The organism is Sporofaciens sp. St.21A7, assembly GCF_059728535.1.
The window spans coordinates 3368016-3386018 of record NZ_BAAGFN010000001.1 but is presented as its reverse complement, the minus strand read 5'-3'; the positions used below and the strand labels follow the sequence as shown (position 1 = coordinate 3386018).

Genomic DNA, 18003 nt, shown 5'->3' with positions numbered 1-18003 from the left:
ATGAATGAAATCTGGCATTCGTCATTTTGCCAGGGATAAATTGTTGATTTTTCAAGACAAATGGATATTAAACCACGCAGAAAGAGATGTGAGAAGGGGGGGTTTAAGACGAAAAACAGAAAAGAGGAAATGTTATCCACAAGAAATATCTGAGGACAAAATGTTAATAACATTTTGTCCTCAAATGTATCATTTACTGTGGATAAAATTTTTTTTAATTTCAGCACATTTACCAACACTTTCTAAAAAGCCTATTACTGGCGTGGGTGTGAAAAGTAACCCATTTCTTAAGGGATGCCGTGTAAAGTATGTGCATGAAGGGAAAAATATGGGAAAGTACCCTATGACATCAAGGAGAAGAAACAGGAGGTATGTAAGATGGGCAGAATAAGTGTTGTGATTCCATGTTTTAATGAAGAAGAGGCTCTTCCGGTGTATTATCGTGCGATGTGCAAGGTGATGGGGGAGATGCCGGAGGAAGAATTTGAACTGATTTTCGTGGATGACGGCTCTTCGGACAGAACCCTTTCGATATTAAAGGAAATGAACGAGACGGACGGACGCTGCCGTTATCTGTCGTTTTCCAGAAATTTCGGGAAAGAGGCGGCGATTTATGCAGGGTTAAAAAATGCCAGCGGCGATTATGTCGCGACGATGGATGTGGATATGCAGGACCCTCCGGGGCTTTTGCCGGAAATGTACCGGATTCTCAACGAGGAAGATTACGATAGTGTGGCCACCAGACGTTCTACCCGTGCAGGTGAGCCGAAGATCCGTTCCTTCCTGTCGGAGAGTTTCTATAAATTTATCAACCGCATTTCCAAGACAGAGATTGTGAACGGGGCCCGGGATTACCGGCTGATGAAGCGGAAAATGGTGGATGCCGTGCTTGGGATGAGCGAATACAACCGCTTTTCCAAAGGAATCTTCGAGTGGGTGGGATTCCGCACCAAATGGCTGGAGTTCCAGAATGTGGGACGCTGCGCAGGGCAGACGAAATGGTCGGTGCGGAAACTGTTTACCTATTCATTGGAGGGTATTACAGGTTTTTCGGTAGCGCCTTTGTCGCTGGCATCGGTGGTGGGAGTCTGTTTTTGTCTGTTGTCGTTCTTTATGATACTGGTGATTATTGTCCGGACGTTAATCTGGGGCGATCCGGTGTCCGGCTGGCCCTCATTGGTGTGCATTATCTTTATGGTGAGCGGGATACAGCTCTTTTGTACGGGAATCGTAGGGGAGTACTTGTCTAAGACTTATCTGGAGACGAAGCACAGGCCGATTTTTATCCTGAAGGATTCCAGCGATGAGAAGGAGGGAAATGGGCATGAGGCGGCGTCTGTATAGCAGGAAAATTGGAACCTGCTGTCTTCTGGCAGGCCTGACGTTGGGATTTTGTTATCTGTTCTGCTTTCGATATGGGGTGTTCGGTGCGAAAGTTGATTGGATCAGCCAGCACAGTGTGCTGCCGGATTATTTCAGGCAGCAGTTCTATGAGACGGGGGAATTATTTCCGGAATTTGCGGCAAATATCGGAGGCGGGCAGAATATTTATCATTTTGCCTACTATGGGCTTTATAACCCTTTGCTGCTGCCGTCCTACTTGCTTCCATCCGTGAAAATGTCAGACTATATGATGGCAGTCCAGCTATTGGCTCTGGCGGCTTCGGTCATACTGATGTATCGGTGGCTTGGAAAAAGGGGATTTCCGGAAAAAATCTGTGTCGGTGCGGCAGTGGTGTTTCTGTTGTCGGGACCTATGATTTTTCATTCCTATAATCAGATTATGTTTGTGAATTATATGCCTTTTCTTTTGGCGGGAATGATGGGCGTGGATCGATACTTTGAAAAGAAGCGGGGAGGGATGCTGGTTGTCAGTATTTTCCTGATGATCATGACCAGTTTTTACTTTAGTATCGGCGGGATGCTGGCGTTGGTTCTGTATGGGATTCATCGGTGGATGATGATATACCCAAGGGTACACGGTAATGCATGTCCGCCGGGCAGGGGGACTTCGTCCATTATGATTTCGTTAAGATGCTTTTTGTCGGATGGAATCCGGTTTTCACTGCATTTTGTGATCGCTGTGATGATGAGTGGGATTCTGTTGCTCCCAACGGCATTTGCATTGACAGGAAGGGAAGGGACAGGGGCAGCGGCCCATGTAGAAGAATTGCTGATACCAAAACTGTCAATGCTTCGATTCTGCTATTCGCCTTATGGGATTGGCATGACTACCCTTGGGGTGACGGCTGTGACAGCTATGATTTTCCGGAACAAATGGCATGAGCGTGTACTGGCATTAAGCTGCGGGATAGTACTGACTATTCCGGTCTTCGCATATCTGCTAAATGGGGGGCTGTATATACGGGATAAGGTGATGATTCCATTCCTGCCGCTGTTATGCTATATTCTGGCGTATTATCTTGACGGGTTGGAGATGCCGGAGGAAGGGATAGATGCCGGAAGGAACTTGCAAAGCCGGCTGAGGAAGATTGGCATGAAAATTTTTCCATATGTATTGACTGTCGTATTGATTTATCTGACTCGGCAGCAGGGGGATATAAGGAAATATTGGAAACTATTGCTGGCGGACAGTGTATTCATGCTAGTGTGTTTTATTATCTATACTTTGTTGGACGAAGTCCACCCGGCCCGTAGGGGGATGGATTACACTATGATATTGCTGATCCCATCGATTTTGTTTCTGGCCGTATCCGGCCATGCAGTCCATGCGAGGGCAGACAGGCCCCTTGACCGGGAATTTTATGAGGAGATGACGGATTCCAATATCGGAAAAAGGATAGAGGAAGTGACTGGTCAAGAAGAGGGCTTCTACCGGACAGAACAGTTAGGGAAAGATACTGAAAATGCAGCGAACCTGAACCGGATATGGGATATGGGGCAATATTCAACCTCTGTCTATTCCTCTTCTTATCATGAAGGATACAGGGAATTTCGGGAGAAAACGTTTCGGTTAGAAGAACCTTTCCGGAATTTCCTGATGCAGCCTGCGGTACATAATCCTGTGTACCAGCGATTCATGGGGGTAAAGTATGTGGCGGCAAAGGAGGAAATTCCGGGATATGAAGCCGTAAAGTGCAGCGGCCAGGGAAAAAAGGAACTGGGGGACGATACTGGCAAATGGAAGGTATATGAAAATACGCAGGTTTCCCCGGTCGCATATGGGACAGAACGTGTCATTTCGGAAGAAAGCTACCGGGAATTGGATTTCCCGTATAATCAATTGGCATTACTTGAATATGCGGTGGTGAAGGATGGTGCGGCGGTGCGTCCTGCCGGGAATAACAAGGATTCTCTGGATAATAGGATCAGTGATATGGCAAGCCCGGTTGATTTTAGTTTGCCGGATGAGATAGATTCGGATATTGACAAGACGGTCCGGATGGAGCTGCCTGTTTCTCAGGAAGGAGAGGAAGGGCAGAGAGTCCTGTTCCTGCGCTTTCAGATAGAGAACCAGAAACCGTCGAAGGATGTTGCAGTCTGGGTGGAAGGCATACGGAATAAACTGACGGCAAGAAGCCATTTCTATTATAACGGGAATACAGAATTTACCTATGCGGTTCCGGTGGAGGACGGACAGGATACGTTGGAAATGGTCTTTGGGAAGGGAAACTATGGGATAACGGGTGTCAAAGCTTATATCGGGAGACTGCCGGTCAGGGAAGAGGATTTGTACCAGTCTGCGTTTCAAATAAATCGGGAAAGGACGAAAGGAAACCGGATTGAAGGGACGATTGAGTTTGAAACACCGGGGTATTTTATTACGACGATTCCATACGAGGAAAGTTTTGAGGTTTTGGTAGACGGAGAACAGGTAGGAACGGAAGAGGTAAACACGGCGTTCCTTGGATTTCGGATTGGAGCGGGAAAGCATGAAATCAGGATGATATACCATGCGCCGGGTGCGAAGGCGGGGAAGATTCTGTCGATGTTGGGAGTGGTGATGTTTTTTTTAAATGGGATTTTAACACCCCACCGCATAAAGCGGGGTGAAACGATTTAAGGGGAAAATTCTTTCCATTCCCCCGGTTTCAGATTTTCATCTAACACAATATTATCAATCGAAATACGTTTCAAGGCAACCACACAGCAGCGGACAGCCTTCATCATTCTGCGAATCTGCCGTTTCCTGCCTTCCGTAATCACGATTTTACCCATGATAACTGGATGGCAGGGGCGGTTATTACCGATAGCCCTTTTGACTTCCGGATGGAGTATCGGCATAATCTCGGATAACACAGAAGTACCGGTAACGGTAATCTGACAAGGCCGTGTGGGTATATCCGAGCCATTTAACAAAATCCCATTTTGGAGTGCACGAAGTTTCTCGTTGTCTAATTCACCTAATGCAGTAAATTCATAGGTCTTTTGTTTTTGGTATGCCGGGTGGGTCATCCGCTGATTCCATTTTCCGTCGTCGGTTATGATAAGCAGCCCTTCCGTCTCCCGGTCAAGCCGCCCTACAGGGGAGAGCCGGTCGTTATGCAGTTCGGTGAAATATTCCATGACGGTGGGGAAACGGTCGTCCCTGTGAGCTGTGACACAGCCGTAGGGCTTGTGGAACATATAGTAATGGTAAGAGGGGCAGGTGTGAAGCCCTTGTGGAAAATGATATTTTTCTTGCATAGTACCTCAGTCTTATGGAGTTATCCCATTATGTAATTTGTTTGTAAATATTAAACAAAATAAAGAAGATTGTCAAGTATAAAAATTACGCGTCTAGTGTTATTATTTTTTTTATGATATAATCAAAAAAATGGTTATTTTTATGTGTGTTCGCTGATTGAATATATTGCACGCCAGACGAAAAACAGGAGAGGGATAATAACTAAGGCGCTGGGGAAGGCGGGAATTGAAAAACAGTTGAGATTTTGATACCATTACGGAATGTAAATATACGGTTCTGAGTTATCTGGATATTGGGAAACTATATAGCCTGATGATTGAAGATTGCGCAGAACCAGGATATGAGGTGGATGAATTAATGAAAAAAGCGGGATATTTATTGGATTAGAATTATGTGTGAAAAAAGACGAATTTTAATTGCCGACGATGAGCCAGGCATCGTCAAATTGTTAAAGGATTATTTTGAAATCCAAGATTATCAGGTAATAGAAGCAAAGAACGGTCTGGAAGTACTGGGCCAGCTGAATAAAAAGCCGGACATTATACTTCTGGATGTGAATATGCCCATGCTGGACGGTTTCGAGGTATGCGAGCGGATTCGTTTCCATGTCTCCTGCCCGATTCTGTTCCTGACTGCAAAGATTGAGGAATCAGACCGGATACGGGGATTGATGATAGGCGGGGACGACTATATCCTGAAGCCTTTCAGTATCGATGAACTGGGGGCGAGAGTCGAAGCGCACCTTAGGCGGGAGGAACGGAAAAAGACGGATGGGGCCGTAAAGATATTTGACCGGCTGGCGGTACATTATGGCGACCGGTGCGTATATTACGAAGGGCAGCCCCTTAGCCTGACGAAGACGGAATACGGGCTGGTGGAGATACTGTCGTTAAATGCGGGACAGGTGTTCAGCAAAGAACAGCTGTATGAGAAGGTACGGGGATTCGACGGGAATGCAGACAGCAGCATTGTCATGGAGCATATCCGGAGAGTGCGGAGCAAGATTGGGAAATATACGGCGCATGTATATATAGAGACTGTATGGGGTGTAGGATACCGATGGATTGGTTAGAGGAGAAGATAGAAAAGACAGCAAGGCATATCCGAAACCTGTCCTTTCGCAAGGCGATGATTGCGTATATCCTGGTGCTGGCAGCCATTGTGTTCATCCTCTCTTACCTGACCATGGTTCTGTGCTGGCAGTGGGAAATTGCTGAGTGGGCCAACCATGAGAGGGAAGATTTTGTAGAGGTCATTTACAAGAAAGGCCCGTTATGGGGAACTGATTATACGTTTGAGGCAGGGACGGACAGCAGAAAGCTGTTGCTTCTGGATTTTGTGCGGGTGTGGTGTCCATATTTCTACGCATTTGCAGGAATGGTCGTGACGATCTTCATTTTCTATCAAAAACGGCTGGCGTCGCCTCTTAGGATTCTGGAGGATAGTGTAGAGCAGATTCGGGGAAATAATCTTGACTTCCATGTGCATTACGACAGCGAGGATGAGCTGGGAAGCCTGTGTGATTCTGTGGAGGATATGCGGAGGGAGCTGGTGCGGGGGAAGGAAGAGATGTGGATGCTGGTGGAGCGGCAGAAGGAATTGAACGCCGCATTTGCTCATGACCTGCGTACTCCCCTTACTGTACTCAAGGGCTATACAGATTTTCTGGCGAGGTATCTTCCTGAGGGGAAAATCAGCGAAGCGAAGATGGCGGACACGCTGGCGTTGATGTCGGAACATTTAAAGAGGCTTGAGAATTACAGCCGTACGATGAAAGGGATTCGGAGTATTGATGAGGTCCCGTTTTCGCCGGAGGTAATCCGGCTTGGAAGCATTGGGAAAAAGATTCAGGAAGTGGTCTTTGCCCTTGGGCAGGCTGGAGATGTCGGGATATTTTATCGGGGATGTACTTTAAAAGACGGCGACAACGGCGGGCTTCGGGTACAGGCGGACGAAAATATAATTATGGAAGTTCTGGAGAATCTGCTCTCCAACGCGATTCGGTATGCAGGGACACAGATTGAAGTAATTTCAGAATATGATATGCAGAAAATGGAGTTTCTGCTGGTTGTCCGGGATGACGGAAAGGGTTTTTCGGAAGAGCAGTTGATAAAAGCGCTGAAACCGTACCATAAGGAACACGACAGCGTGGAAATGGATGAGCATTTTGGGATTGGGTTGCATATCTGTAGGGAATTCTGTAAGAAACATGGAGGAACACTGGATGTCGCTAACAGTATCCGGGGCGGGGCAGTGGTGACGGCATCATTCGTCTGCCAATGTAACCTCTAAACATAAAGCCGGATAATTTTGCATATACTTGGCTTAGATACTTTTTATTTTATGATATATAATCCAATTAAATTCTTTACATTGCTTTTAGAAATAAAAAATGATATACTGACAGTAATGATTTATGTCTAGTTTCATAGAATATTTTAGAAATAACTGTAAATTGCTTAGGAAGAAGGAACAATGAAAGAAGTTGGGTATCATGGAACCTGCGCTAAGTACCGGCATAATATAGACAAGGAAGGACTTGATCCTGCTAAATGTAAGTATCGAAGTGACCATTGGTTAGGTCAAGGCGTATATTATTTCGATGATTATGATAAGGCACTATGGTGGGCTGCAAACAGTTCATCGCAAAATAATAATTGCGGAGGTGTGATTTTTGAGTCGCTTATCGAGGCTGCTGATGAAAAAGTTCTCAATCTAGATGACAAAAGTCAATTTGATTGTTTTTTGACGGAGACCATAAGTGTATTGGAAGATATAAAAAAGGAGTGTTATGGGAAGATGCCTATATTTAGAGAGGAGAGCCTTCGTTCAGTTATTTTTGATTATTATAAAGAAAAGAACGGAATATCAGTCATAATAGGAACTTTCCAAAAAGATGCTGCAGGCTATACGGCGAAAAGAAGTTTAGAAGAATTAAAAAAACAAAGAAAAATCATGAATATTATTAATATCAGATTTCACGAGAGACAGATATGCGTCTCAAAGAAGGAATGTATTAAAGCAACAAAAATGGTTTATAGCGAGGAAGACGAGGTGATATGATGTTTGACAAAAATTTATTTTTTACTTTATGTGAAAGGTACAATGTTGAGTTAAGTGATAGTGCAAATGAACCTATGCTTAAAGACAGAAACGGAGTTCATGCGGTAACAAACGAAGATGTGAATCGGGTTTTTAATAAGTCTTGCCAGACTTTTGGATACTCTGGCGAGAAATTAGATGCAAATGTTATATCAAAGGCATATTTTTTGCAGGAAGATTTTGCAATTGCATGTTAGGAGGCTATTATGAAAATTAGTTCTGATTATGAAAGCCCTCTTGTTTTAGAAAAAATTGAAATTACAGAAAGCACATTTAGGAAAAAAGATGTTTCTCTGGAAGGGTTAGAATTGAATGTTCGTGTAGACCATAATATAAAAAATATTGGAGAAGACGGATATGAAATTATATTAAGTACAAGCGTTTCAGATGTGAATGAATATATATATATCAATGTAAAAGGAAAAGCAATATTTCGTACCCAACAAAAGAATAGGGATATACTTGAGAAGAATACTATTGCAATCATGTTTCCTTACATTAGGAGTTATATATCTATTATCACAACACAACCGGGAATGGTTCCGATAGTGTTGCCGGCAATGAATATTATAGCCATGATAAATGATAAGAATAAGTAATTTTTATAGGGCAGCTACTATTCAAAAGGTAGCTGCCCTTTTAAAATTGTATACCTTTAATATCCATTTTTGGAGAAAATTCCATTTATCCTTAACGTTTCTTAATTAATTGTAGAGAAAATGTAGGGATTTACGCGTTATGATAATTTTAAGATTACAAAGTGCAATTTTGAAAGGAAGATGCGTATGTCCACTACAATTAAAATCAGGAATCTGAATCAATATTATGGAAAGAAACAGGCGCTAAGAGACGTCAACCTGACCATCCAAACCGGCATGTTCGGGCTTCTTGGCAGGAACGGCGCAGGAAAGACCACGCTGATGAAGGTAATCGCAACGCTTTTGCCCCTGTCAGAGGGGGAAGTGTCCGTGTGTGCAAGAAGCACCCGGCGTCCGCAGGAAGTACGGAAAATCGTAGGATATCTCCCTCAGGACTTCTCCATGTATCCCAATATGACCGTGTACGAGGCGATGGATTATCTGGGAGTGCTGTCAGGGCTTGGCAAGGCAGAGCGCAGGAGCCGAATCCCTAAGCTTCTGGAAAGGGTGAATCTCCAGAATGACCAGAGAAAGAAGGTCAAGGCTTTATCCGGCGGGATGAAGCGCAGGCTTGGCATTGCACAGGCAATCCTCCACGACCCGAAAGTGTTGATTGTGGATGAGCCTACGGCAGGCTTAGACCCGGAGGAGCGGGTGCGTTTCCGTAACCTGTTATGTGAGATTGCAGAAAACCGTATCGTAATCCTGTCCACTCACATCGTAGGGGATATCGAGGCAACCTGTGAAGATATCGCGGTTTTGGACGAGGGAAACGTGATCTATCAGGGAACGGTATCGGATTTGATTGCCATGACGGAAGGAAAGGTATACTCTGCGGAAATCAGTAAGAGAGAGCTGGAACTTCTGAAAAAAGAATATATTGTAACCAGCATGCTCACTTTGGGAAATAATGTGATGGCACGTTTCCTTGCAGAAGAGAAACCATTTGCATCGGCAAAACTCTGTGAAGCCGGGGTGGAAGATGCGTACATGTATCTGATGCACACGGAGAGGGGGGAGGCAGAATGTTAGGGCAGTTATTTCTGAAAGAATGTAAGCAGACCGCAAGAAGCCTCATTTACTGGCTTATCGTCTTGGTACTCATCTTTGATTTCACCTCGCAGCTTGGCGATATGGAGATTAGTCAGAAACCAGAACCCGGTCAGGAAGGTTATGGGAATCTGAAAAGCAGCGACCCGGAATTGATTATGGAGAGTACGCTGGGGCAGTTGACGGAAGAATATTGGCGGGAGAGCTATACGACCTATCCCATTGGCTTTTATAAAAATGTGACATTGAACGAAGCAGATGACCGGCGGATTGCCGAGATTCTGGACGAAACGACGGGAATCCATAACCGTGAAGAGGCAGGGAAGACGGTGGAGGAATGGTATGCCGCACAGCAGGAGGGCAAAGATTCTGTCCATGAGGGCGAGCCTGTCTATCGGGAACCCTTGAAAGTAGAACCGGTAGAAGGATTGGATTATGGTCGGTTTGGGGAACTTATGGACGAAGTAGATGAGATTTTAGGGGGAGGCTCTGACTATAACAAAACGTCCCGGGAAAACAGCGCCGAGATTCCTATGACCTATGAGGATGCGCTTGAGGAATACGACACGTTGATTCAGAAAGACCGGCTGACAGGAGGATATGCGAGATTATTTTCAGATTATATGGTAATCTTTCTTGGAATCCTGCCGGTGTTCCTTGCCGTGACCCGGGGGCTGCGTGACCGGCGCTCGATGATGCAGGAATTGATTTATACGCGGAAATGCCCGTCATTTACTATTATAGCGAGCCGCTATCTGGCGATGGTGGTGATGCTGACGATTCCTGTGCTTGCCCTGTCTCTGGTTCCGATTTCAAAATGTATGAGTTATGCACAGACTGCGGGGATTGCCGTGGATATGCTGGCATTTGTGAAATATACGTTCGGATGGCTGCTGCCTACGATTATGGCAGTGACGGCTGTGGGGATGTTCCTTACGGAGCTTACGGATACTGCGGCGGCAGTCCTGGTTCAAGGAGCTTGGTGGTTCATGGCGGTATTTGGAGGCATTGACGATCTTGGCGGCGGCAGTTATGGCTGGAATTTGGCGCCCAGGCATAATACGCCGATGAACTGGCAGGGATTCCATGACGGATTTGCGCAGCTTGCTGCGAATCGGATTATGTATGTTGCGGTAGGGGTGATACTGATGGTCTTTACGGCGTTGGTCTATACACAGAAGAGGAAAGGGAGGTTACAGATTCGTGGAAAAATATTTGCAAATCGAAAAAATAAATCTGAAGTATAATATACCGCTCCATATCCTTATCTGTGTGTTGATGCTTCTGGTTTCGCCGTTTCTGATGGGGGTGGCGAATCTTGGGGCGCAGGATACGGCGAAGGTGTTGGAGATGTATGCGGCGCTGATGGGGATCGTGCTGGTGCCGCCGGTTTTCCTGCCGGAGCAGGACCGCGATATCCGGGATCTGGTCTATACGAAGTATGTGAGCGGGGCGTCGGTCTATCTTGTGAGGTTATTGGGAAATGTGCTAATTCTTGCGGTCCTGCTTTGGCTGTATGTGTGGATGCTTATGCATAATGGGTGCGAGTTCCCGGCGGCGAAGTATTTCTTAGGGACGCTGGCGGAGATGCTGTTTTTGGGAGGCCTTGGGCTGTTCTTTTATGGGCTGTGCGATAATCTGGTGATTGGGTACATGGCTCCGATGGTCTATTTTATTGCGGCGATTGGAGGCGGGGAGAAGTGGCTTCGGATGTTCTATCCGTTTTCGATGGCGAGAGGGAGCTATGGAGAGAAGATCTGGCTTGCCGTGGGGGCGGCTTTATTGGCGGGAGCGGGGATTTGGCTTAGGTGCAGGAGGAAAGGGTAAGATAAAAAGGCAATAAATTGCGGGATTCATTGAAAATGACCCTGCAATTTGTTGCTTTTTATTTATGTATTCGTTTTATGATGCGTATCCGTAACCGGCGTTTGGTATATCTTTTAAGTGGCGCGTAAAATAGGATTTAAGAAAAAGAGAATGTAAAGGGTGTGAAAAGAGTGAAAAAGAGTGTATACTAAGATTAGACAAACTGGAATGTGTATAGTATAATAAGAAAGAATGTGAATGTGAATGTGAATGTGAATGGGAGTAGGTTATAAATCTCGAAGAAATGCACGGGTTGAAGATAGACCGATTGAAGATAGATTGAAAATAGCAAGCGATGTGGTAAAAAATATGTATAAAAATGGAGAATGAATATGGAGAAAGTGACATTAGTTATCATGGCAGCAGGTATCGGAAGCAGGTTTGGGCAGGGAATCAAGCAGTTGGCGCCTATTGGGCCGAACGGCGAGATTATCATGGACTATTCCATCTATGACGCCATGGAAGCAGGGTTCAATAAGGTGGTATTTGTAATCAGGAAGAGTCTTGAGAAGGATTTTAAAGAAATTATCGGGAACCGGATTGAGAAAGTCGTGGAAGTGGGATATGCGTATCAGGAATTGGAAGACATCCCTGAGCAGTTCCGGGAGAAGCTAGAAGGCAGGACTAAGCCATGGGGGACGGGACAGGCAATCCTCTGCTGTAAGGATGCGGTGCATGAGCCGTTCCTTGTTATCAATGCGGATGATTATTATGGGAAGGAAGCGTACCGGGTGGCGTACGCCGAACTGGTGAAGCCCCACGGATGTATGGATATCAGCATGGTAGGGTTTCGGCTTAAAAATACGCTGAGCCTGAACGGAACCGTAACCAGAGGCGTCTGTAAAGTAGACGACAGCCATATGCTGCGGGAGATTGAAGAGACTTATGAGATCGAAGGCAGGGACGGATATGCCGTAGCGGTGAAGAACGGTGAGGAGATCCGGCTTGATCTGGACTCGCCGGTGTCCATGAATATGTGGGGATTACAGCCGGAATTTTTTGGGGTTTTGGAAGACGGGTTTGCAGAATTCTTAAAGAATGTGAAGAAAGAAGAGGCCAAGGCAGAATATCTGCTGCCTGCGATTATCGGGCAGCTGCTGAAAGAAGGAAAGGCAGAGGTGAAAGTCCTGCGGTCGCATGACCAGTGGTTCGGGGTCACTTATCAGGAGGACAAGGCGGCAGTCATCGAGGCGGTACAGGGATTGATAGAGAAAGGAATCTACCCTGAGAGGTTGTTTGAGGAAAGATGAGGAAACTGATCGGGCAGATTATGAAGTTCGGGGCAGTGGGAGTCCTGTGTTTCGGGGTAGGCAAAAGGGGATGGCAGAGTGACAAGATGTTTTAATGTGAGCGGTCCATGCAGACCAGATAAGCATTATATGGTAAATCTTCAATCGAGGCTTGAAGAAATCAGACAGATGATAGATGATGGGGAATATTTTGTTATCAATAAGGCAAGGCAATATGGAAAGACGACAGTATTACGTTCACTTGCACAATATCTGAAAAGGGATTATCAGGTCTTGAGCCTTGATTTTCAAAACATAGAGTCTGACGAGTTCGCGAATGGAAATGCATTTGTCCATGCATTTGCAAGGGAGACCAATAAAAGGATGCGGCGTATGGATGGCGTCCCAAAGGAAGTGAAGGAGAAAATGCTTCAGTTGGCAGACAATAGAAACCAATACGCCCGTATGGCAGAGTTGTTTGCCTGCTTTAGCGAATGGTGCGGGCAGTCGGAAAGACCGTTCGTGCTTATTATAGATGAAGTCGATACTGCGGCAAATAATCAGGTATTTCTGGATTTTCTTGCACAGTTAAGGGCAGCTTATCTTGACAGCGATATAGTTCCGGCATTCCGGTCTGTCATACTTGCCGGGGTCTATGATATCCGTAATATCCGGCGGAAACTGAGACCTGATGAAACCCATAAGGAGAACAGCCCGTGGAATATTGCAGCGGATTTTCTGGTGGATATGAGTTTTTCGGCTGATGATATTGTGGGAATGCTTGAGGAATATGAGGCAGATTATCATACGGGTATGGAGATTGGACACATTGCAAAGATGATATATGATGATACGTCCGGTTATCCTTATCTGGTGTCGCGGCTTTGCAAATTGATGGACGAGCGTCTTGCAGGGACGGAAGAGTTTCAAGATAAGGCCAGTGTGTGGACGAAGAAAGGATGCTTGAAAGCCGTTAAGATATTGTTAGAAGAGAATAATCCGTTGTTTGATTCGCTGGTGAATAAGTTGGGGCAGTTTCCGGAGTTAAATGCGGTCATATCCCGCCAGCTTTTTCAGGGACAGCCGGTTGCTTATGCGCCGGATGATACGGCGGTCAGGGATGCGCTCATGTTTGGTTTCGTGAAGGTGAAGGATTCGACGGTGCAGATTGCGAATCGGATATTTGAAACACGCCTTTATCATAGATTTCTGGTGGATTACAGGGATCAGGGCAGTGAGATTTATGCGGAAGGCATTCGGCAGAAAAACCAGTTTATTGTTGCGGGGCATCTAGATGTCAGGCGTGTTCTGGAGAAATTTGTGGAAACCTTTAACTATTTGTATGGCGACAGAGGAGAAAGCTTTCTTGAAGAGGAAGGCAGGAGATATTTTATGTTGTTTCTAAAGCCGATTATAAATGGAAGTGGGAATTGTTATGTGGAGACGGAGACTAGGAATCAGGAACGGATGGATTTGGTTATTGATTATTGTGGGGAGCAATCGGTCTGCGAATTGAAGGTCTGGCGTGGGAATGCATACCATGAACGAGGGGAAAAGCAGCTTATGGGATATCTGGATTATTTTGGATTGAAGAAAGGGTATATGCTTAGTTTTAATTTTAATAGGAAGAAAGAGATTGGGGTAAAAGAGATTAGGGTGGGGGATAAGGTGTTGATTGAGGCGGTTGTATGACGGGTTTTGCATCCAGAGAGGTTATTTGAAGTAAGATGAAGAAACTGATAGGGCAGATCATGAAGTTTGGGCTCGTGGGAGTTCTTTGCTTTGGGATTGACTACGGTCTGATGATATTTCTGACGGAAGTGGGGGGGATTCCATATCTGGTGTCTTCCGGTATCTCATTTTCCGTGTCGGTAATGGTTAATTATATTTTAAGCCTTACATTTGTGTTTGAAACGGACAAGAATAAGAATAAGATTGTGGAGTTTCTTGTCTTTATCATGTTAAGTGTTATTGGGCTGGGAATTAACCAGATATTAATGTGGGTGTGTGTAGATAAGCTGTATGTGCATTATATGCTATCCAAGATTGGGGTAACGCTGGTTGTGATGGTATATAATTTTGTTACAAGGAAATTCATTTTGGAGAAGTAGAAGGAGAATGGCATGCTCGAAAAAAAGTGTCTGGTGAAAATGGGGTAGGCAAAAGTGGATGGTAAAATGGCAAGATGTTTTAACGTGAGTGGTCCATGCAGGACAGATAAGCATTATATGGTAAATCTTCTATTTAGGCTTGAAGAAATCAGACAGATGATAGATGATGGGGAATATTTTGTTATTAATAAGGCAATATGGGAAGACGACAGTATTACGTTCGCTTGCAGAATATCTAAAAAGGGATTATCAGGTCTTGAGCTTTGATTTTCAAAACATAGAGTCTGACGAGTTCGCGAATGGAAATGCATTTGTCCATGCATTTGCAAGGGAAACCAAAAAAGGATGCGTCCCAAAGGAAATGAAGGAGAAAATGCTTCAGTTGGCAGACAATAGGAACCAATACGCCCGTATGGCAGAGTTGTTTGCCTGCTTTAGCGAATGGTGCGGGCAGTCGGAAAGACCGTTCGTGCTTATTATAGATGAAGTCGATACTGCGGCAAATAATCAGGTATTTCTGGATTTCCTTGCACAATAAAGGGCAGCTTATCATGACAGCGATGTAATCCCGACCGACGTTCCGCTCCGTCATACTTGCCGGAGTCTATGATATCCGTAATATTCGGCGGAAACTGAGGCCTGATGAAACCCATAAGGAGAACAGCCCGTGGAATATTGCGGCGGATTTTCTAGTGGATATGAGTTTTTCGGCTGATGATATTGTGGGAATGCTTGAGGAATATGAGGCAGATTATCATACGGGTATGGAGATTGGACACATTGCAAAGATGTTATATGATGATACGTCCGGTTATCCTTATCTGGTGTCGCGGCTCTGCAAATTGATGGACGAGTGTCTTGCAGGGACGGAAGAGTTTCAAGATAAGGCCAGTGTGTGGACGAAGAAAGGATGCTTGGCAGCCGTAAGATATTGTTAGAAGAGAATAATCCGTTGTTTGATTCGTTGGTGAATAAGTTGGGGCAGTTTCCGGAGTTAATCTCGCTAGCTTTTTCAGGGGCAGCCGGTTGCCTATGCGCCGGATGATACGGCGGTCAGAGATGCGCTCATGTTTGGTTTCGTGAAGGTGAAGGATTCGACGGTGCAGATTGCGAATCGGATATTTGAAACGCGCCTTTATCACAGGTTTCAGGTAGATTACAGGGATCAGGGCAGTGAGATTTATGCGCGAATTGAAGGTCTGGCGTGGGAATGCATACCATGAACGAGGGGAAAAGCAGCTTATGGGGTATCTGGATTATTTTGAATTGATGAAAGGATATATGCTTAGTTTTAATTTTAAGAAGAGAGAGATTGGGTTAAAAGAGATTAGGGTGGGGGATAAGTTGTTGATTGAGGCTGTTGTATGATGGATTTTGTTATAAAAATATTGATTTCCTGAATTTAGGGTTAGACAATATTGACCGGTTATAGTATAATATATACATTTAGCAGGAAATAATTGGGATAAAAAGTATAGATACTAGGAGACAAGGAGTTTTTGAGGAAACATGAAGCGGGGGATTCAAATAGCGAAAAAGGTTATAATAATATTAGGGACTATCCTGTCGATCGTTATGATGGTCTTGGCAACGATAATATGTTTCAGCATTCAATGGATGTTTGATACTTGGAGCAATTTGACTATGGATGAGTTGATGTTTCATCTGACAGCGCCGTTAGAGGGGACGAATGAAGGGATGATAAAAGAGTATCTGAGCGTGTGTGTTGCCCCGGCGGTATTGATTTTAATATTAACGGTGATATTGTTCCTTGCGTGGCATAATAAGAAGAGATATTTTGTCTTGATGGGAGGGGGAGTAGTTGTTTCGCTGATACTGTCAACAAAGGTAATATATGGAGCCTGGAATGAATTAGATGCAGGTGGGTATATGGAAGCGCAAGGGACGTATTCTACGTTTATAGATGATAATTACGTAGATCCAGCAGAAGTAACATTGAATTTTCCCGAAAAGAAGCGGAATTTGATTTACATATTTTTGGAATCAATGGAAATAACATATGCAGACATTGAAAATGGAGGAGCATTTGAGAAAAACGTAATTACTGATTTGACAGGATTGGCACAGGAGAATCAAGATTTTTCAGGAGAGAGTAGCAAGTTGAATGGTGCGTATTCTATGCCTGGAACAACATGGACTATGGGTGCTATGTTTGCTCATACATCAGGTCTTCCTTTAAGTATCTCTATAGAAAGAAATAGCATGGATACTCAAGATACTTTTTTTAATGGTATTATTACATTAGGAGATATATTAGAGGATGTTGGGTATCGTCAGACACTTTTAATTGGTTCTGACGCAACATTTGGAGGTAGAAGGTTGTATTTTGATGAGCATGGAAATTATGAGTTTATGGATTATGTATATGCTCAGGAGATGGCGATGATACCAGAGGATTATAAGATATGGTGGGGGTATGAAGATCGAAAATTGTTTGAATTTGCAAAAGAAAAGCTACGAGAACTTGCTGGTGATGAGGAACCTTTTAATCTGACGATGTTGACAGCGGATACACATTTCGAGGATGGTTGCCCTTGCCCATTGTGTCCAAAGCAGTTTAGGAATAATCCATACGCAAATGTAATGGCGTGTTCTAGTAGGCAGGTTGAAGAATTTATAAAGTGGATTCAAGATCAAAGTTTTTATGAGAATACAACGGTTGTTATAGTCGGCGATCATCCTACAATGGATTCTGATTTTTGTGAGGATGTAGATGATGAATATGTACGAAGAGTATATACGGCATATATCAATTCAGCGGCAGAATTAGAAACGAGTAAAGAAAGGTGTTATACGACATTTGATAATTTTCCAACCACTTTGGCCGCATTAGGAGTGGAGATAGAAGGTGATCGTTTAGGTCTTGGAACAAATCTCTTTTCTAGTAAGCAGACATTGACTGAAAGATTTGGAATAGAGGCAGAAAAGCGAGAACTTGAAAAGAAATCTACATTATTGGAAAAAATTGCGGCTTTGGATGAAAACAAGCAGGAATTATTGGTAAGAGAGGGAAAAGGACCCAAAGCGGATATAATTGTGGGAGAATATGAAGAAGAAATAGGGGGGTTGCCTGTAAGTGTGGCGGAATTCCAAAATATTCCAAATGGAGTTGCCAATATTATGGTGGCTGTATGGAAAGATGAAAAGCAGAGTGATCTGCAATGGATACAAATGGAAATACAGGAAGATAACAGTTATTATGTATGTATTGACCTTTCAAATTTTAGTTATCAGTCAGGTCAGTATTATATTCATGCATATGTAATCGACGGTGCAGGAGAGCAGTATAAGATTGCAGAGGCAATAGGAAATGTTAGGTAGCTGGTGAGAATTCTTGA

General features: G+C 44.2%; 19 protein-coding genes. 18 read left to right on the top strand and 1 reads right to left on the bottom strand.

What is annotated here, in order from left to right:
- Window positions 1–4 precede the first annotated feature (4 nt).
- From AC6I3O_RS16675 to AC6I3O_RS16665, 3 genes are read left to right on the top strand one after another with little or no spacing between them, the layout of a single operon-like run.
- Window positions 5–391, top strand: a complete 387-nt coding sequence (locus AC6I3O_RS16675) for a hypothetical protein (protein WP_497851874.1) — start codon at window positions 5–7, stop codon at window positions 389–391.
- On the top strand, window positions 379–1344 hold the full coding sequence (locus AC6I3O_RS16670; protein ID WP_497851873.1) for a glycosyltransferase family 2 protein: 966 nt from the start codon (window positions 379–381) through the stop codon (window positions 1342–1344). The genes AC6I3O_RS16675 and AC6I3O_RS16670 overlap by 13 nt, the downstream gene beginning before the upstream one ends.
- Complete coding sequence (locus AC6I3O_RS16665) at window positions 1325–4024, top strand: YfhO family protein (RefSeq protein ID WP_497851872.1); 2700 nt, start codon at window positions 1325–1327, stop codon at window positions 4022–4024. Before AC6I3O_RS16670 ends, AC6I3O_RS16665 begins: the two co-directional genes overlap by 20 nt.
- On the opposite strand, the gene AC6I3O_RS16660 is transcribed toward AC6I3O_RS16665, so the two are convergent.
- On the bottom strand, window positions 4021–4647 hold the full coding sequence (locus tag AC6I3O_RS16660; protein ID WP_497851871.1) for a pseudouridine synthase: 627 nt from the start codon (window positions 4645–4647) through the stop codon (window positions 4021–4023). The two genes, AC6I3O_RS16665 and AC6I3O_RS16660, sit on opposite strands and share 4 nt — an antisense overlap.
- A 392-nt stretch (window positions 4648–5039) precedes the next feature.
- Here AC6I3O_RS16660 and AC6I3O_RS16655 point away from each other — a divergent pair, with 392 nt between their 5' ends.
- From AC6I3O_RS16655 to AC6I3O_RS16585, 15 genes are all read left to right on the top strand, one after another.
- The gene (locus tag AC6I3O_RS16655) at window positions 5040–5720 is read left to right on the top strand and encodes a response regulator transcription factor (RefSeq protein WP_497851870.1); all 681 of its coding nucleotides are present in this window, start codon (window positions 5040–5042) and stop codon (window positions 5718–5720) included.
- Complete coding sequence (locus AC6I3O_RS16650) at window positions 5708–6940, top strand: HAMP domain-containing sensor histidine kinase (RefSeq protein ID WP_497851869.1); 1233 nt, start codon at window positions 5708–5710, stop codon at window positions 6938–6940. The genes AC6I3O_RS16655 and AC6I3O_RS16650 overlap by 13 nt, the downstream gene beginning before the upstream one ends.
- 183 nt (window positions 6941–7123) lie before the next feature.
- The gene (locus AC6I3O_RS16645; RefSeq protein ID WP_497851868.1) at window positions 7124–7711 is read left to right on the top strand and encodes a poly(ADP-ribose) polymerase family protein; all 588 of its coding nucleotides are present in this window, start codon (window positions 7124–7126) and stop codon (window positions 7709–7711) included.
- Entirely contained in the window at window positions 7708–7947 is a 240-nt protein-coding gene (locus tag AC6I3O_RS16640; RefSeq protein WP_497851867.1) for a hypothetical protein, read from the top strand. The genes AC6I3O_RS16645 and AC6I3O_RS16640 overlap by 4 nt, the downstream gene beginning before the upstream one ends.
- A 9-nt stretch (window positions 7948–7956) precedes the next feature.
- Window positions 7957–8349, top strand: a complete 393-nt coding sequence (locus AC6I3O_RS16635) for a protein-export chaperone SecB (RefSeq protein WP_497851866.1) — start codon at window positions 7957–7959, stop codon at window positions 8347–8349.
- A gap of 186 nt (window positions 8350–8535) precedes the next feature.
- Window positions 8536–9420: an ABC transporter ATP-binding protein gene (locus tag AC6I3O_RS16630; RefSeq protein WP_497851865.1), complete on the top strand. Its 885-nt coding sequence runs from the start codon at window positions 8536–8538 to the stop codon at window positions 9418–9420.
- Complete coding sequence (locus tag AC6I3O_RS16625; RefSeq protein ID WP_497851864.1) at window positions 9414–10685, top strand: ABC transporter permease; 1272 nt, start codon at window positions 9414–9416, stop codon at window positions 10683–10685. Before AC6I3O_RS16630 ends, AC6I3O_RS16625 begins: the two co-directional genes overlap by 7 nt.
- Window positions 10642–11265: a hypothetical protein gene (locus tag AC6I3O_RS16620; protein ID WP_497851863.1), complete on the top strand. Its 624-nt coding sequence runs from the start codon at window positions 10642–10644 to the stop codon at window positions 11263–11265. The genes AC6I3O_RS16625 and AC6I3O_RS16620 overlap by 44 nt, the downstream gene beginning before the upstream one ends.
- 371 nt (window positions 11266–11636) lie before the next feature.
- On the top strand, window positions 11637–12554 hold the full coding sequence (locus tag AC6I3O_RS16615; protein ID WP_497851862.1) for a nucleotidyltransferase family protein: 918 nt from the start codon (window positions 11637–11639) through the stop codon (window positions 12552–12554).
- Window positions 12555–12632: 78 nt separating this feature from the next.
- Entirely contained in the window at window positions 12633–14225 is a 1593-nt protein-coding gene (locus AC6I3O_RS16610) for an AAA-like domain-containing protein (protein ID WP_497851861.1), read from the top strand.
- A gap of 35 nt (window positions 14226–14260) precedes the next feature.
- Window positions 14261–14644 carry a GtrA family protein gene (locus AC6I3O_RS16605; protein ID WP_497851860.1) on the top strand — a complete coding sequence of 128 codons (384 nt, stop codon included), beginning with the start codon at window positions 14261–14263 and terminating at the stop codon, window positions 14642–14644.
- A gap of 178 nt (window positions 14645–14822) precedes the next feature.
- Window positions 14823–15182 (top strand): P-loop NTPase family protein, encoded by a 360-nt coding sequence (locus AC6I3O_RS16600; RefSeq protein WP_497851859.1) that lies wholly within the window; start codon window positions 14823–14825, stop codon window positions 15180–15182.
- A 154-nt stretch (window positions 15183–15336) separates the two neighbouring features.
- Window positions 15337–15582, top strand: a complete 246-nt coding sequence (locus tag AC6I3O_RS16595; protein WP_497851858.1) for a hypothetical protein — start codon at window positions 15337–15339, stop codon at window positions 15580–15582.
- A gap of 244 nt (window positions 15583–15826) precedes the next feature.
- On the top strand, window positions 15827–16012 hold the full coding sequence (locus tag AC6I3O_RS16590; RefSeq protein ID WP_497851857.1) for a hypothetical protein: 186 nt from the start codon (window positions 15827–15829) through the stop codon (window positions 16010–16012).
- A 276-nt stretch (window positions 16013–16288) separates the two neighbouring features.
- Complete coding sequence (locus AC6I3O_RS16585) at window positions 16289–17986, top strand: GBS Bsp-like repeat-containing protein (RefSeq protein ID WP_497851856.1); 1698 nt, start codon at window positions 16289–16291, stop codon at window positions 17984–17986.
- The last annotated feature ends 17 nt before the right edge of the window (window positions 17987–18003 follow it).

What these genes read in the sequence shown, in the direction of transcription:
- AC6I3O_RS16590 (WP_497851857.1), top strand. Translation starts at nt 15,827, where the DNA reads ATGCGCGAATTGAAGGTCTGGCGTGGGAATGCATACCATGAACGAGGG.
- AC6I3O_RS16585 (WP_497851856.1), top strand. Translation starts at nt 16,289, where the DNA reads ATGGATGAGTTGATGTTTCATCTGACAGCGCCGTTAGAGGGGACGAAT.
- AC6I3O_RS16665 (WP_497851872.1), top strand. Translation starts at nt 1,325, where the DNA reads ATGAGGCGGCGTCTGTATAGCAGGAAAATTGGAACCTGCTGTCTTCTG.
- AC6I3O_RS16635 (WP_497851866.1), top strand. Translation starts at nt 7,957, where the DNA reads ATGAAAATTAGTTCTGATTATGAAAGCCCTCTTGTTTTAGAAAAAATT.
- AC6I3O_RS16645 (WP_497851868.1), top strand. Translation starts at nt 7,124, where the DNA reads ATGAAAGAAGTTGGGTATCATGGAACCTGCGCTAAGTACCGGCATAAT.
- AC6I3O_RS16615 (WP_497851862.1), top strand. Translation starts at nt 11,637, where the DNA reads ATGGAGAAAGTGACATTAGTTATCATGGCAGCAGGTATCGGAAGCAGG.
- AC6I3O_RS16640 (WP_497851867.1), top strand. Translation starts at nt 7,708, where the DNA reads ATGATGTTTGACAAAAATTTATTTTTTACTTTATGTGAAAGGTACAAT.
- AC6I3O_RS16630 (WP_497851865.1), top strand. Translation starts at nt 8,536, where the DNA reads ATGTCCACTACAATTAAAATCAGGAATCTGAATCAATATTATGGAAAG.
- AC6I3O_RS16650 (WP_497851869.1), top strand. Translation starts at nt 5,708, where the DNA reads ATGGATTGGTTAGAGGAGAAGATAGAAAAGACAGCAAGGCATATCCGA.
- AC6I3O_RS16655 (WP_497851870.1), top strand. Translation starts at nt 5,040, where the DNA reads ATGTGTGAAAAAAGACGAATTTTAATTGCCGACGATGAGCCAGGCATC.
- AC6I3O_RS16660 (WP_497851871.1), bottom strand. Translation starts at nt 4,647, where the DNA reads ATGCAAGAAAAATATCATTTTCCACAAGGGCTTCACACCTGCCCCTCT.
- AC6I3O_RS16675 (WP_497851874.1), top strand. Translation starts at nt 5, where the DNA reads ATGAAATCTGGCATTCGTCATTTTGCCAGGGATAAATTGTTGATTTTT.
- AC6I3O_RS16605 (WP_497851860.1), top strand. Translation starts at nt 14,261, where the DNA reads ATGAAGAAACTGATAGGGCAGATCATGAAGTTTGGGCTCGTGGGAGTT.
- AC6I3O_RS16625 (WP_497851864.1), top strand. Translation starts at nt 9,414, where the DNA reads ATGTTAGGGCAGTTATTTCTGAAAGAATGTAAGCAGACCGCAAGAAGC.
- AC6I3O_RS16670 (WP_497851873.1), top strand. Translation starts at nt 379, where the DNA reads ATGGGCAGAATAAGTGTTGTGATTCCATGTTTTAATGAAGAAGAGGCT.